Annotated in this window: 13 protein-coding genes; 5 read left to right on the forward strand and 8 right to left on the reverse strand. The window is 63.4% G+C overall.

Annotation, left to right across the window (positions count from 1 at the left end; all coding sequences use genetic code 11):
- Nucleotides 1-34: 34 nt before the first annotated feature.
- The 8 genes from xdhC to HF682_RS08165 all read right to left on the reverse strand — a co-directional run bounded on the left by xdhC (nt 35) and on the right by HF682_RS08165 (nt 8,795).
- On the reverse strand, nt 35-1,042 hold the full coding sequence (gene xdhC, locus HF682_RS08130) for a xanthine dehydrogenase accessory protein XdhC (protein WP_168876676.1): 1,008 nt from the start codon (nt 1,040-1,042) through the stop codon (nt 35-37).
- A gap of 2 nt (nt 1,043-1,044) precedes the next feature.
- Entirely contained in the window at nt 1,045-3,360 is a 2,316-nt protein-coding gene (gene xdhB, locus HF682_RS08135; protein ID WP_168876677.1) for a xanthine dehydrogenase molybdopterin binding subunit, read from the reverse strand.
- Complete coding sequence (gene xdhA, locus HF682_RS08140; protein WP_168876678.1) at nt 3,357-4,814, reverse strand: xanthine dehydrogenase small subunit; 1,458 nt, start codon at nt 4,812-4,814, stop codon at nt 3,357-3,359. The genes xdhB and xdhA overlap by 4 nt, the downstream gene beginning before the upstream one ends.
- Nucleotides 4,815-5,101: 287 nt before the next feature.
- On the reverse strand, nt 5,102-5,641 hold the full coding sequence (locus tag HF682_RS08145) for an ureidoglycolate lyase (RefSeq protein ID WP_205881940.1): 540 nt from the start codon (nt 5,639-5,641) through the stop codon (nt 5,102-5,104).
- On the reverse strand, nt 5,641-6,654 hold the full coding sequence (gene alc, locus HF682_RS08150) for an allantoicase (protein ID WP_168876679.1): 1,014 nt from the start codon (nt 6,652-6,654) through the stop codon (nt 5,641-5,643). Before alc ends, HF682_RS08145 begins: the two co-directional genes overlap by 1 nt.
- Before the next feature lie 2 nt (nt 6,655-6,656).
- A complete protein-coding gene (gene uraD / locus HF682_RS08155) occupies nt 6,657-7,175 on the reverse strand; it encodes a 2-oxo-4-hydroxy-4-carboxy-5-ureidoimidazoline decarboxylase (RefSeq protein ID WP_168876680.1) in 519 nt (172 codons plus the stop codon).
- Nucleotides 7,172-8,092 (reverse strand): allantoinase PuuE, encoded by a 921-nt coding sequence (gene puuE, locus HF682_RS08160; protein WP_168876681.1) that lies wholly within the window; start codon nt 8,090-8,092, stop codon nt 7,172-7,174. Before puuE ends, uraD begins: the two co-directional genes overlap by 4 nt.
- 19 nt (nt 8,093-8,111) lie before the next feature.
- The gene (locus HF682_RS08165; RefSeq protein ID WP_168876682.1) at nt 8,112-8,795 is read right to left on the reverse strand and encodes a GntR family transcriptional regulator; all 684 of its coding nucleotides are present in this window, start codon (nt 8,793-8,795) and stop codon (nt 8,112-8,114) included.
- 211 nt (nt 8,796-9,006) lie between these two features.
- Here HF682_RS08165 and uraH point away from each other — a divergent pair, with 211 nt between their 5' ends.
- The 5 genes from uraH (at nt 9,007) to HF682_RS08190 (ending at nt 13,324) form a co-directional block, all read left to right on the forward strand.
- Nucleotides 9,007-9,360 (forward strand): hydroxyisourate hydrolase, encoded by a 354-nt coding sequence (uraH, locus tag HF682_RS08170; RefSeq protein WP_168876683.1) that lies wholly within the window; start codon nt 9,007-9,009, stop codon nt 9,358-9,360.
- Nucleotides 9,360-10,568 (forward strand): urate hydroxylase PuuD, encoded by a 1,209-nt coding sequence (locus HF682_RS08175; protein ID WP_168876684.1) that lies wholly within the window; start codon nt 9,360-9,362, stop codon nt 10,566-10,568. The genes uraH and HF682_RS08175 overlap by 1 nt, the downstream gene beginning before the upstream one ends.
- Nucleotides 10,569-10,683: 115 nt before the next feature.
- Entirely contained in the window at nt 10,684-11,778 is a 1,095-nt protein-coding gene (locus tag HF682_RS08180; RefSeq protein WP_168876685.1) for a carbohydrate kinase, read from the forward strand.
- A gap of 30 nt (nt 11,779-11,808) precedes the next feature.
- Entirely contained in the window at nt 11,809-12,720 is a 912-nt protein-coding gene (locus tag HF682_RS08185) for a pseudouridine-5'-phosphate glycosidase (RefSeq protein WP_168876686.1), read from the forward strand.
- A gap of 82 nt (nt 12,721-12,802) precedes the next feature.
- Nucleotides 12,803-13,324, forward strand: coding sequence for a hypothetical protein (locus HF682_RS08190; RefSeq protein ID WP_168876687.1), 522 nt, complete (start codon nt 12,803-12,805; stop codon nt 13,322-13,324).
- Nucleotides 13,325-13,345: the final 21 nt, after the last annotated feature.

The raw sequence follows: 13,345 nt of genomic DNA on the forward strand, positions 1-13,345 counted from the left end.
CCCCCCTCGGTGCGAGGATAGCCATCGTGCTGTGTTATGCCTGTGCCTGTACCCGTCCTTGTTGCTGTAGCTGTCTGGCCTCATGGCGTTGCAGCAGCTCTGCCGCTACCGCAATGGCAATCGCGGCGGGCTGCTTGCTGCGAATGCCGGCGACACCGATCGGGCAGGTCAGCGCCTGCCACTGCAGTTCACTCACACCCCGCCGCCGCAGGCGCTGGCGAAACTGTTGCCGCTTGCTGCGCGAACCGATCAGCCCGCAGTAAGCCGCATCGCCTCGTCGCAAGATGTGCTCCACCAGCCGCTGGTCTTCGGCATGGCTGTGTGTCATCACCAGATAGAAGCTGCCGGGGGCGGCCTCTGCCACCCGCTGCTCCGGCAAGTCCAGCCATTCGGTCTGCACATTGTCCGGCACATCTGCAGGCAGCATCTCCTCGCGGCTGTCCACCCAGTGCACCGTGCACGGCAAGCTCGCCAGCAGCGGCAACAAGGCACGCGCTACATGCCCGGCACCAAACAGCTCAATGCGGAAATCACAGGCCGGGAAGCGCTCCAGCAGCCACTGCTGCTCACCCTGCTGCAGCCACTGGCAACGTGGGGCATCGGCCTGATCCAGGGCCGTGTGCAAGGCAGTGGGCAACTGTGGCCGCAAACTGGCGACCTCCCCCCATGCGGCCCCTGTGGCATCGGCGTGCAGAGCCTGCAGGCGACACACCGTGTGCTCGCCCCGCAGCGCCTGCTGCATCTGGGCACACTGTGCAGCATCCCAGCGCTCGAACAGCAGCCACACCACGCCACCACAGCACTGGCCGAGTGATGCGCCCAGTGCAAAGCGTTCGATATGCCGGGTCACCCCTTGCTGCAACAGTGCCCGTGCGTGCGCAATGGCCTGAAACTCCAGATGGCCGCCACCAATCGTGTCAAAGCAGGCGTCTGGCTGCACCGCCATGCGGGCACCCGGCTCGCGCGGCGCGGAGCCCGATACCGCCAGCACCGTCACCCACAGGGTGACGTCCGGCTGGTGAAGGGCATCGCGCCAGCGCATGCTCAGCCCCGCAACGTCGTTACGGCCTGCAACACCGCTTCCGGTGTGGCGGGCATGTTAAGCGCCGGATTACGCTGGTAGCCATCCACACTGGCTACCGCGTCACGAATGGCGTGAAATACCGAGAAAGCCAGCATCAACGGCGGTTCACCCACCGCCTTGGAGCGGTGGATGCTGTCTTCCACGTTGGCATTGTCAAACAGCGCCACCCGCAGGTCAGCCGGGACATCACTGGCGGCCGGAATTTTGTAGGTGCTGGGGGCGTGCGTCATCAGCTTGCCGGCTGCGTTCCAGTACAGTTCTTCGGTGGTCAGCCAGCCCATGCCCTGTACAAAGCCGCCTTCAATCTGGCCAATGTCCAGCGCCGGATTGATGGAGCGCCCAACATCATGCAGGATGTCGGCGCGCAGCAGCTTGCTCTCGCCGGTGAGGGTGTCGATGATCACCTCCGCCACCGCCGCGCCATAGGCGAAGTAGTAGAACGGCCGCCCGGTCAGCGTCTTGCTGTCGTAATGAATCTTCGGCGTCTTGTAGAAACCGCTGGCCGACAGCGACACGCGGGCCAGATAGGCTTGCTTCACCACCTCGGCAAAGCGGAAGGTCTGCTCGCCCACCCGTACCTGCCCCTCAGCAAAGTGGACTTGCTCCGCAGCAACCTGATACCGCTCAGCGAGGAAGGTGACCAACCGCGCCTTGATCTGCTGCGCGGCGTGCTGGGCGGCCTTGCCATTGAGATCGGTTCCGCTGGAGGCTGCGGTCGCCGAGGTATTCGGCACCTTGCTGGTGTCGGTAGCGGTCACCCGCACTTGCGACAAGGCCAGCCCCAGCTCATGCGCCACCACCTGCGCCACCTTGGTATTCAGGCCCTGCCCCATTTCGGTACCGCCGTGGTTGAGTAGCACCGAGCCATCGGTATACACATGCAGCAGCGCGCCAGCCTGATTAAAGAAGGTGGCGGTAAACGAAATGCCAAACTTGACCGGGGTGAGCGCAATGCCGCGCTTGAGCACCGGGCTGCTGGCGTTAAACGCGCGGATGGCCTCGCGGCGGGCGCGGTAATCGCTGCTGGCTTCCAGCTCCGGCAACAGACGCGGTAGGCAGTTATCCTCCACCTCCATGCCGTAGTGGGTGGATAAGCGGGTGCGGTCCTGCCCGTCCGGGCCACCGTAGAGGTTGATATAGCGCACGTCCAGCGGGTCGCGCCCCAGTGTGCGGGCGATGTCGTCCACGATGTACTCGATGGCCGCCACGCCCTGCGGCCCGCCAAAGCCCCGGAAGGCGGTGTTGGACTGCGTGTTGGTGCGGCCCCGCAGCGAGCGGATGGCTACCGCGTCCAGGTAATAGGCATTGTCGAGGTGGAATACCGCGCGGTCGTTCACCGGGCCGGACAGGTCGGCGCTCCAGCCACAGCGCGAGGCCAGCGTGGTTTTCAGGCCGAGGATGCGGCCCTCATCGTCAAACCCGACATCGTAGTCCACCACGAAGTCGTGACGTTTGCCGGTGAGCATGAAATCATCGTCACGGTCGGCACGCAGCTTGACCGGTCGGCCACTGGCTTGCGCCAGCAGCGCTGCGGTGCAAGCGAACAGCGCCGATTGCGATTCCTTGCCACCAAAACCACCGCCCATGCGGCGGCATTCGACGGTCACATCGTGGCTGTGCCAGCCGAGCGCGTGCGCCACCATATGCTGCATCTCGGTCGGATGCTGGGTGGAGCTGTACAGCAGCAGGCTGTGCTGCTCCTTGGGCAGCGCGTAGGCAATCTGCCCTTCCAGATAGAACTGCTCCTGCCCGCCGACCTGACATTGCCCTTGCAGCCGGTGCGGTGCGGCAGCCAGCGCGGCTTCCGCCTCGCCACGCCGCAGCTCCACCGGCGGCAACACCCAGGACTCGGCCTCTACCGCCTGCTGCGCGGTGAGAATCGCCGGTAGCGGCTCGTACGCCACCTGTGCCAGCCGCACGGCGCGGCGTGCCTGCTCACGCGTCTCCGCCGCTACCGCAAACAGCGCCTGGCCGAGGAAGTGCACGGTATCGGTCGCCAGAATCGGCTCGTCCGGCAGCACCGGGCCGCACAGATTGGCACCGGGAATGTCGGCAGCGGTGATCACGCAGCGCACCCCCGGCGCTTGCCGTACCGCATCCAGGTTCATGCTGAGGATGCGGGCATGGGCCTGGCTGGAGAGGCCCAGCGCGGCGTGCAGGGTACCTTTCAGCTCCGGCAGGTCGTCGGTATACGGTGCGCGACCGCTGACATGCAGGCGAGCGCTTTCGTGCTCGACGCTGTGGCCGACGATGCCTGGCAAGTGGGTGGCGCTCATGCGGAGGCCTCCTGTTGTTTGACCCAGGCCAGCACGCTGACCGGCGCATTGCCGCTGCTCTCCAGCCAGAAGCGGTACAGCAGGTTCTGCGCCGCTTGCAGGCGGTAGGCGGCACTGGCGCGCATGTCACTCAGCGGCTGAAAATCGGTCGCCAGCGCCTGCATCGCAAGGCGAACACTGTCTTCACCCCAGTGTTGCCCGACCAAGGCCTGCTCGGCAGCCTGCGCCCGCTTCGGCGTGGCGGCCATGCCGCCAAAAGCCAGCCGTGCCGCCTGCACCATGCCGTCCTGCAATTGCAGCGCAAAGCCACACATGACGGCTGAAATGTCCTGATCGAAGCGCTTGGAGAGTTTATAGGCACGGAACAGGCGGGCATCCGGCAAGGGGATGCGCAGTGCCTGCACAAATTCGCCCGGCTGCATGGCGTTCTTCTGGTAGGCCAGATAGAGGTCTTCCAGCGGCAGGTTGCGTGTGGTGGTCCCACCGCGCAACACCACTTCGGTGGACAGCGCGATCAGTGCGGGCATGGCATCGCCGATCGGTGAACCATTGGCGACATTGCCGCCCAAGGTACCGGCATTGCGAATCGGGGTGGACGCGAAGCGCTGGTGCAATTCCTGCAGTTGCGGATAGTGCCGCACCAGCGCGGCGAACGCGTCATTCAGACTGACCGCCGCGCCAATCTGCAGCACGCCATCCTGCTCGCTGACCGTATGCAACTCGGCCACCCGGCCCAGATAGAGGATATCGCCCAGCTCGCGGAATTGCTTGGTCACCCACAGGCCGACGTCAGTGCCACCGGCCAGCATGCGGGCTTGTGGCTTGGCCTGCCGCAAGGCGGCCAGCTCGTCCAGACTGACCGGGGCGTGGAAATGCTGGCCATCGCGTTCAATGTGCAGCGACTCACCGGCGGACAGCTGATCCAGCTGCTGGCGCAGCGCGCGCCGGTCCAGCGTGTCACGCGGCAGCTGGTACATGCGCTGGGCGGCGTCGAAAATCGGGCGATAGCCGGTGCAGCGGCACAGGTTGCCGGACAGGCAATCCGCCACCTCGCTGCGTTCGGCCTGCGGCTGGTTCTGGTAGAGGGCAAACAGCGACATCACAAAGCCCGGCGTGCAGAAGCCGCACTGCGAGGCATGGCAATCCACCATCGCCTGCTGCACCGGGTGCAGTGGGCCACTGGCGTCGCTCAGTGCTTCGACGGTATACAGGGCTTTGCCGTGCAGGGTGGGGATGAACTGGATACAGGCGTTAATGGCCTTGAGGGACACACTGTCCCCGTCCGGCTCGGCCAGCACCACGGTACAGGCGCCACAATCGCCTTCGGCGCAGCCTTCCTTGGTGCCGGTACAGCCGGCCTCTTCACGCAGGTACTGCAGAACGGTACGGGTGGGTTGCGGTGCCTGCAGCGTGTGCGCCACCCCGTTCAGCAGAAAGCGGACTTCGCCTTCCATCAGCCTCTCCTCCAGCCATCCGGTGGTCCGGATTGTTGCGCCGTGCGCCGTCGCCAGAGGTTCCGGGCGCTGCGCCGGTCTTCAGGGTCCATCTTGCGCCGTCCGCCCGCAGGCGGCGACGCAGTTTGTCAGGTTCCCGGCGTACGCCGGGATGCCAACCAGCAGCCCATTCGCCATACCCCCCGGTGTTTTGAATGGCCTGCTGGTCGTGCTCGGTGTGCACCCTATTGGGTGCAATAACTGACCAGGGCGTGACGCCATACCCCCCGGTGTTGTGCCACGCCCGGTCAGTTTTGCTCGGTTTGCGCCGCACGCGCCGCTTGCAGCATGGACAGATCAATCTGCCACGGCTCAGCCAGCGCGACTTCGTCGCAGTTATGTCCTTGGCCACCACGGTCAACGACGATGAAGTCGGACGTGTGGTGCAAGGCCAGCAGCGGGTGATGCCATACCCCCCGGTGATAGTTCACCCCCTGCCAGCCTGTGCTCAGGAAGGCGCACACCGCCGCGGGATCCAGCTCACCCGGCGGTGCCACCACAATCAGATACTCCGTTTCGCCCAGCGGCAGGAAAGCCTGGCTGCCAAGCGGGTGCCGTTCCATCATGCTGATGGTGATCGGCAGGTCGCGGGCCTGGCCGCGAAACACATTGATTAACGGTCGGCCACCCTGCTCGGCGACATCGACCTGCGCCAGATCATGGTAGCGCTCGCAGCTGCCACCATTGATCGGGTAATGCCGAGCGCCTGCCAGCTCGATCACATCGCCAAACGGCGCAAACGCCGCGCGGCTGAGCGGTTCAACCCGGAGGGGGCGCACGTGGTCCATCAGCGCACCGCCAGCTTGCCGTGCAGGCGCAGGCGGCTCACCCCGCCATCGGGGATGATGTTGAGGCGCACATGCGTTACCGGCCCCAGCTTGGCAATTTCACTGCTGAAATAGTGCTGCGCGTCCATGCTCAGCTTCTGCTCCGGCAGCAGTACCGGCCAGAACATGCTCTGCGTGATCAGCGAGCTTTCGGTGCCGCCAGTGATGTAACCGGCCTGGATGCTGCAGCGGTCCGGGTAGTTGCCCTTGAAGTGGCAGGTGTCCACTTCAATCTGTTCGATCACGCCGGGGTGACCCAGCGCGATGATGCACCAGTCGTTGCCCGGCTCGCGGCGGCGGCGGGTTTCCCAGCCGTCACCCATGTTCTCGCCACGCCCCGGCATCAGCAGGTTATGCGGCGCACCAAAGTGGGCGTCGTTCCACGCCACCGGACGGCCACCATTTTCTGCGGCCACCAGATCGTACAGCGCACTGCGATCACGCCCGGCCCAGTCACAGGCGGGTTCGCCATACACCCGCAGGCGGGCCACGCCGCCATCCGGGTAAATGTTCAGCCGCAGATGGGTCCACGCCTCGCGGCTGGCGACCGCCAGGTAGTGATGGCTATTGCCCTGCAGATTGGTCGACGGCAGGATCTCCTGCCATACCGTGCTGTCATCCGGTGTACCTTCGCAGCGGCAGGCGTCGATCGACGCGGCGGGCGGGTAGTTGCCAGTGAAGTGGCTGGTGTCGATGTCCACACCGTGAATCACCCCCGGCAGGCCGAGCTGGACGATGGCCCAGTCGTGACCATTGCTGCGTTTGCGTCGGGTTTCCCAGCCATCCATCCACTTGCCGTGGTCGTCGTACTTGCCGGGAATGAACTGCGCCGGCTCCGGGTTCAGCATGCGCGACAGCGGCGCAAAGAACTCATCGGTGGCAAACAGCCCGGCCGCGCCCAGCTTGGGGTGCGCCAGATTGATGAATTGCCGGACGAAGGCAGGGGCATTCGGGTCAAACTGTACAGCGGCCATGCTTATTCCTTCACCAGATCACTGAGGCGGAATTGCGCGATACGGGCAATCTGCCGCAGGCATTCTGCAAATTCCTGTTCCTCATCCTGCGCCAGCCGCGCAGCAAACTGCTCAATAATCTCCGCCCGCTGCCAGCCCTTCACCGCCAGGATGAAGGGGAAGCCAAACTTGTCGCGGTAGGCCTGGTTCAGGTCTTGCAGGCGCGCATACTCTTCCGGGCTGCACTGGGTCAGCCCGGCGCCGGACTGCTCCCTGGTTGAATCCGCAGTAAGCTCGCCACGGATGGCGGCCTTGCCCGCCAGCTCCGGGTGGGCGCAGATCAGCGCGCGTTGGCGAACCGGATCAGCCGACCACATCACCTCGCACATTTTCTGGTGCAGGTCATCCACGCTGACGAAAGGCCGCCGGTGCCAGGCACCTTCAGCCACCCACGGTGAGTGCTCGAACACGCCGCCCAGCAGCGAGACAAACGCGCCAAGGTCAGCATGGTTCAGTGCGGTCAGGCTATACGGTGGGTTCATGCCAGCTCCGGAGCCGGGTGCCGGGCGATCCAGTGCCGGGCAATATCGACCCGGCGGCAGATCCACACCCGGTCGTGCGACTGTACATAGTCCAGAAAACGCTGCAGCGCGCGAAAACGGGCCGGACGGCCCAGCAAGCGGCAGTGCATGCCGATGGACAGCATTTTCGGCGCGGTTTCACCTTCGGCATACAGCACGTCAAAGGCGTCCTTCAGATACTGATAGAACTGCTCGCCACTGTTGAAGCCTTGCGCGGCGGCAAAGCGCATGTCATTGCTGTCCAGCGTATACGGCACCACCAGATGCGGCTTGCCGGCCACCTGCACCCAGTATGGCAGATCGTCAGCGTAGGAATCGGCGTCGTAAAGGAAACCACCGTGTTCGACCACCAGCTGGCGGGTCTGCGGGCTGTCGCGCCCGGTGTACCAGCCCAGTGGCGCGTCGCCAGTGAGCTTGCGGATGATCTCAACCGCCTCTTGCATATGGGCGCGCTCGGTTTCCACGTCCACATTCTGATAGCTGATCCAGCGCAGGCCGTGACAGGCAATCTCGTGACCGCCTTCAACGAAAGCGCGGGTCAGCTCCGGATGCCGCGCCAGCGCCATCGACACACCAAAAATGGTCAGCGGCAGGCCGCGTCGCTCAAATTCATTGAGGATGCGCCACACCCCGGCACGTGAGCCGTACTCGTAGATCGACTCCATGCTCATATGACGGTTGCTGAAAGCGGCCGCACCAATGATCTCGGACAGGAAGGTCTCGGACGCCGGGTCGCCATGCAGTACACAGTTCTCGCCGCCCTCCTCATAGTTGAGGACGAACTGCAGCGCCACCCGTGCCTGGCCAGGCCAATCGGCCTGAGGCACCGATCGGCCATAGCCGATCAGGTCGCGCGGGTAGTTCGGGTCGATCTGCATGTCGTTTCCGCTCTCGGTCTCAGTCTGGCTGGGTCTGCACGGTGCGGCTGCGGAACACATGTTCCAGCGACACGGCAGGCTCGGCCCCCATCAGGTTCAACTTGTGCTCCACCATGCCGAGGTGCGAGGTCATGCACTGCACCGCCAGCGTGGCATTGCCGCTCTCGATGGCATCGAGAATGGCATCGTGTTCATCAAACGAGCAGCAGTTACTGCTGCGCGGGTCGTACAGCGCCGAAATCAGCGGGTAGCGCAGCACCAGGTTCTGCACGTATTCCACCATCACCTGGTTACCCGACAATTCCACCAGCCGGTTATGAAAATCCAGCGAGCGGCGTACCCAGCCCGGGTAGTCTTTGTCGTGGAAGCATTGCCGCTCTTCCTTGACCAGATTCCGCAGCGTGCCCAGTTGCGGTTTGGGCGATTGCCCGGCCATCTTGGCCACCACGGCGGTTTCCAGCACCCGGCGCACTTCAAACGTGTCGCGCGCCTCATCCACTGTGGGCGTCGCGACAAACGCGCCGCGGTTGAAATGCAACTCCACCATTTTCTTGCTGGCGAGCTGCGTCAGCACCTTGCGCAGCGCATTGCGCTTGACGCCGAAGATCTCGCACAGTGTCACCTCGGTCAGCTTGGTGCCGGGGGGTAACTGGCGCGACATGATCGCGTCAAATATCTCTTGGTACAGTTCTTCTTCACTCATGTGTTTGTCCGGGGGAGAAGGTGCAACACATTTTCGGCTTTGATTGTTGACAATTATTGGGCCACGGTTTCATGATTGTCAACAATCCACTCAAAATCGTCGAAAATATGCTGATGTCAAGTCAGTAAAACAGGCGCCCGTGTCACTGCTATCCTGAAGGCAGGACGGTGCACTGCGGGTTGGACCGGAGAACAGCACAGAGGAGAGACAGATGGGTCGCCTGACCACGCACATACTGGATACCGCCGCCGGGCTACCGGGCAAGGATATCCGCATCGAACTCTACACCATTAGCGGTACGGCGCGTCGCCTGCTGCGCGAAACCCGCAGCAACGACGATGGCCGCTGCGATAGCCCGCTGCTGGAAGGTGAGGCGTTCCAGACCGGGATTTACGAGCTGGTGTTTCACGCGGGCGACTACTTTGCGGCACGCGGTACCCCGCTGCCGGAGCCCCGCTTTGTCGATCAGGTGGTGCTGCGCTTTGGCATCGCCGACACTGACAGCCACTACCACGTACCGCTGCTGGTCAGCCCGTGGAGCTACTCAACCTACAGGGGAAGCTGATGGAAGGCTATCTGCTGGAATGGGCCAACCTGCTGCTGCGCTGGCTGCACCTGATTGTGGGCATCGCCTGGATCGGCTCGTCCTTTTACTTTGTCTGGCTGGACAACAGCCTGCGCCCGCCCAAGGATGCAGACCTGAAAGCACGCGGTGTCGATGGTGAGCTGTGGGCGGTGCACGGCGGCGGCTTCTACAACCCGCAGAAGTATCTGCTGGCACCCAAGCACCTGCCGGACGAGCTGCACTGGTTCAAATGGGAAAGCTACAGCACCTGGCTGACCGGCTTCCTGCTAATTTCGGTCTTGTACTACCTGCAGGCCGGGACCTATATGGTGGACAAGAACGTGGCCGACCTCAGCCCGCAGCAGGCGGTACTGATTGGCCTCGGCACGCTGGCCGGGGGCTGGCTGGTGTACGACACGCTGTGCCGCCTGTTCTTCAACCGCAGCCAGTTGCTGTTTGGCGTGGTGTATTACGCCTTTGTGGTATTCGTGACCTGGCTGCTGACCCACCTGCTGTCGGGGCGCGCCGCCTTCATCCATGTCGGCGCCATGATCGCCACCACCATGACCGCCAATGTGTTCTTCTGGATCATTCCCGGTCAGAAGAAAGTGGTGGCCATGCTCAAGCGGGGTGAACAGCCCGACCCGGTATACGGCAAGCGCGGCAAGCAGCGCTCGGTACACAATAATTACCTGACGCTGCCGGTGCTGTTCTGCATGATCAGCAACCACTACGCTTTCACTTACAACCATCCGCAGGCATGGCTGGTGCTGGCGCTGATCTTCCTCGCCGCCGTGCTGATCCGCCACTTCTTCAACCTGCGCCACAAGGGCGTGGTGGCGTGGCACTACCCGCTGGCGGGTATCATCCTCCTGCTGGGGGTACTGCTGTGGCTGCGCCCGGTGTCTTCGGTGGCCGTGCCAGCTACCCCTGCTGCCGCTGCGGGCCCAAACTATGCTGAGGTTCGCCAGATCCTGCAACTGCGCTGTGCCAGCTGCCATGCTGCCGCTCCCACCCAGCCCGGCTTTGCCAGCGCCCCTGCTGGCGTGAAGCTGGATAGCGACGCTGACATCCAGCGCAATCTGGCGCGCATCCAGCAGCAAGCGGTGGTGCTGAAAGCGATGCCGCTGGGCAACCTAACTGGCATGACCGATGCCGAGCGCACCCTGCTGAAAACCTGGTTTGCCGCAGGCGCCAAGATGCAGTGAGCGCAGCAGCAGCACCCCTTTGACGCCACCTTCGGGTGGCGTTTTTCATGCTGGACTTGCCATTAATAAAACATTTGTTTATTGTTATAGACATATGTTTACTAACGGGTACGCCATGAGTGACCTCTCACCGCGGCAACGCATCCTGCAGTTGATCCAGCACAACCCCTATCTGTCGCAGCAGGAGCTGGCCGAGCAGACCGGGCTCTCGCGCTCGGCGGTGGCCGGGCATATTGCCAGCCTGACCCGTGAGCGGCGCATCCTCGGTCGCGCCTATGTGCTGCCGGAGCAGCGCCCGGTGGTGTGCATTGGCGGTGCCAATATCGACCGCAAGGTACGTACACTGGGGCCGCTGCAAATGGGCACCTCCAATCCGGTTGAGGTAGAAGAAACCTTTGGTGGCGTCGGGCGCAATGTGGCCGAAAACCTGGCCCGGCTGGGCGCCCCCACCCATCTGATCACGGCGGTCGGGCAGGACCCGGCCGGTGAAGCCCTGCTCAGCCACCTGCACAGTTTGGGTGTGGACACCCGTGGCAGCCTGCAACAAGCCCATGCCAGCAGCGGTACTTACACGGCCGTGCTGGATGACCATGGTGAGATGGTGCTGGCCCTGGCACATATGCAGCTGTGCGATGCGCTGACCCCGACGTTGCTGCAACAGTGCAGCGCCCAGCGCGCCGCCGCCGCGCTGACCGTGCTGGACCTCAACCTGCCTGCCGACAGCGTAGCCAGCCTACTATACGCGGCAAGGGAAGATGCGGTGCCGCTGGTGGTGGTGGCTGTTTCCATTCCCAAAATGGCGCGCCTGCCTGCCGACCTGCGCGGTATCCGCCTGCTGATCCTCAACCGCGGCGAGCTGGAAAGCCGCGTCGGCCGCCCGTTACCCGATCTGCCCGCGCTGGAAGTCGCCTGCCAGCAGGTACAACAGCAAGGCGTGCAGGACTTGATTGTGACCCTCGGCGCTGACGGCGTGGTGCACACCCACGACCAAGGTCTGCTCCACCTGCCTGCACCGCAGGTGCCGGTGCGCGATGTCACCGGCGCGGGCGATGCCTTTTCGGCAGCGGTGTGCTGGTCGCTGCACCAGCAGCCGGACGACCTCACCCTCGCCTGCCGCCGTGGCCTGACCCTGTCTGCGCTGACCGTGCAATGCAACAGCACGGTCTACCCCGATCTGACCCCCGCCAGCTTGATGGACTTGCTGGCCTGACCCCGATACCCAACCTTGAAGGACACCCACATGCAGGATTATCTGGTTTTCTCAGCCGAAGTCGCCGCCGCCCGTGCCAGCGGCAAGCCGGTAGTGGCGCTGGAATCGACCATCATTTCGCACGGCATGCCTTACCCGCAAAACGTGCAGACCGCGCGTGAAGTCGAGCAGATCATTCGCGACCACGGCGCGGTACCGGCGACCATTGCCATCATCGACGGCAAAATTCGCATTGGCCTCTCCGACGACGAGCTGGAGCAATTCGGCAATACCCCCGGCGTGCTGAAAGTGAGCCGCCGTGACCTGCCTTATGTGCTGACCAGCGGCAAACTGGGCGCAACCACGGTGGCCGCCACCATGATTTGCGCGGCACTGGCCGGCATCGAAGTGTTCGTGACCGGCGGCATCGGTGGCGTTCACCGTGGTGCAGAAACCAGCTTTGACATCTCGGCGGACCTGCAAGAGCTGGCGCAGACCTCGGTGGCGGTGGTGTGTGCCGGGGCCAAGTCCATTCTGGACCTGCCGCTGACACTGGAATACCTGGAAACCCACGGTGTGCCGGTGATCAGCGTGGGGCAGGATGCCTTCCCCGCCTTCTATACCCGCGACAGTGGCCTCAAAGCCGACTTCCGTCTCGACAGCGCAGCCGAGCAAGCCGCCTTCATCCGCGCCAAGTGGCAGCTGGGCCTGCGCGGTGGCGTGGTGGTCAGCAACCCGGTGCCGGAAGCCGAAGCAATGCCCAAGGCCGAGATTGATGCCATTACCCAGCAGGCATTGTCTGAAGCCGCCCAGCAAGGCATCAGCGGCAAGGCAGTCACCCCGTTCCTGCTGGCCCGCATCAAGGAGCTGACCGGTGGCCGCAGCCTTGCCACCAATATTGCACTGGTCAAGCACAATGCGGTGGTGGGCAGTCAGCTGGCGGTTGCCTTGCATAAAGGTTAAAGGTGGTTACAGCGCATGGACGATAGCGGGTGGGTTTGCTAATGTCATGTCATCACCCTTTTAGATGAACAGGAGACTCACCATGCTGAAATTACGCCATGCGCTGCCCCTGGCCCTGCTGCTGGCTGCCAGCAGCAGTTTTGCGCTGGAATCCTTTACCCGTCCGATCATCGGCAGCCTGAGCGCTACCCCAAATCCGGCCAAGCCCGGTGACACCGTTACCTTCCGTGTCGACCCCTCGCAAAATGGCAAGATCGACTGTGGTCTGCTGGTGACCTATGGCAATGGGCAACAAGAACAGATTGCCGTGAAACAGGGCTTTCCCAAAGAATTTACCCATGTCTTCGATGCCCCCGGCAAATTCACGGTGAAGGTCGAAGGCAAAGAGTTCGATGGCATGAACAACTGCAAGGGTGAAGCCACCACCACCGTCGCTGTGCAAGGTGTAGTCGCACCCAGCTGCCCGACTGGCTGGGAGCTGATCAAGGGCTCCACCAAGAAAAACGGCGCATTCAGCTGCCGCGCCGCACAGCCCGCTGAACTGCCACGTTGCTCCAGCGGCCTGAAGGGCTACTATCAGAATGGCGTGATCGGCTGCAAGTAAGCCACCCCGCGCAGCATGAAA

Source organism: Leeia aquatica, from assembly GCF_012641365.1.
GTDB classification, from domain to species: domain Bacteria; phylum Pseudomonadota; class Gammaproteobacteria; order Burkholderiales; family Leeiaceae; genus Leeia; species Leeia aquatica.

Coding starts and splice junctions, on each gene's coding strand:
- xdhC (WP_168876676.1), bottom strand. CDS start 1,042: ATGCGCTGGCGCGATGCCCTTCACCAGCCGGACGTCACCCTGTGGGTG.
- xdhB (WP_168876677.1), bottom strand. CDS start 3,360: ATGAGCGCCACCCACTTGCCAGGCATCGTCGGCCACAGCGTCGAGCAC.
- xdhA (WP_168876678.1), bottom strand. CDS start 4,814: ATGGAAGGCGAAGTCCGCTTTCTGCTGAACGGGGTGGCGCACACGCTG.
- HF682_RS08145 (WP_205881940.1), bottom strand. CDS start 5,641: ATGGACCACGTGCGCCCCCTCCGGGTTGAACCGCTCAGCCGCGCGGCG.
- alc (WP_168876679.1), bottom strand. CDS start 6,654: ATGGCCGCTGTACAGTTTGACCCGAATGCCCCTGCCTTCGTCCGGCAA.
- uraD (WP_168876680.1), bottom strand. CDS start 7,175: ATGAACCCACCGTATAGCCTGACCGCACTGAACCATGCTGACCTTGGC.
- puuE (WP_168876681.1), bottom strand. CDS start 8,092: ATGCAGATCGACCCGAACTACCCGCGCGACCTGATCGGCTATGGCCGA.
- HF682_RS08165 (WP_168876682.1), bottom strand. CDS start 8,795: ATGAGTGAAGAAGAACTGTACCAAGAGATATTTGACGCGATCATGTCG.
- uraH (WP_168876683.1), top strand. CDS start 9,007: ATGGGTCGCCTGACCACGCACATACTGGATACCGCCGCCGGGCTACCG.
- HF682_RS08175 (WP_168876684.1), top strand. CDS start 9,360: ATGGAAGGCTATCTGCTGGAATGGGCCAACCTGCTGCTGCGCTGGCTG.
- HF682_RS08180 (WP_168876685.1), top strand. CDS start 10,684: ATGAGTGACCTCTCACCGCGGCAACGCATCCTGCAGTTGATCCAGCAC.
- HF682_RS08185 (WP_168876686.1), top strand. CDS start 11,809: ATGCAGGATTATCTGGTTTTCTCAGCCGAAGTCGCCGCCGCCCGTGCC.
- HF682_RS08190 (WP_168876687.1), top strand. CDS start 12,803: ATGCTGAAATTACGCCATGCGCTGCCCCTGGCCCTGCTGCTGGCTGCC.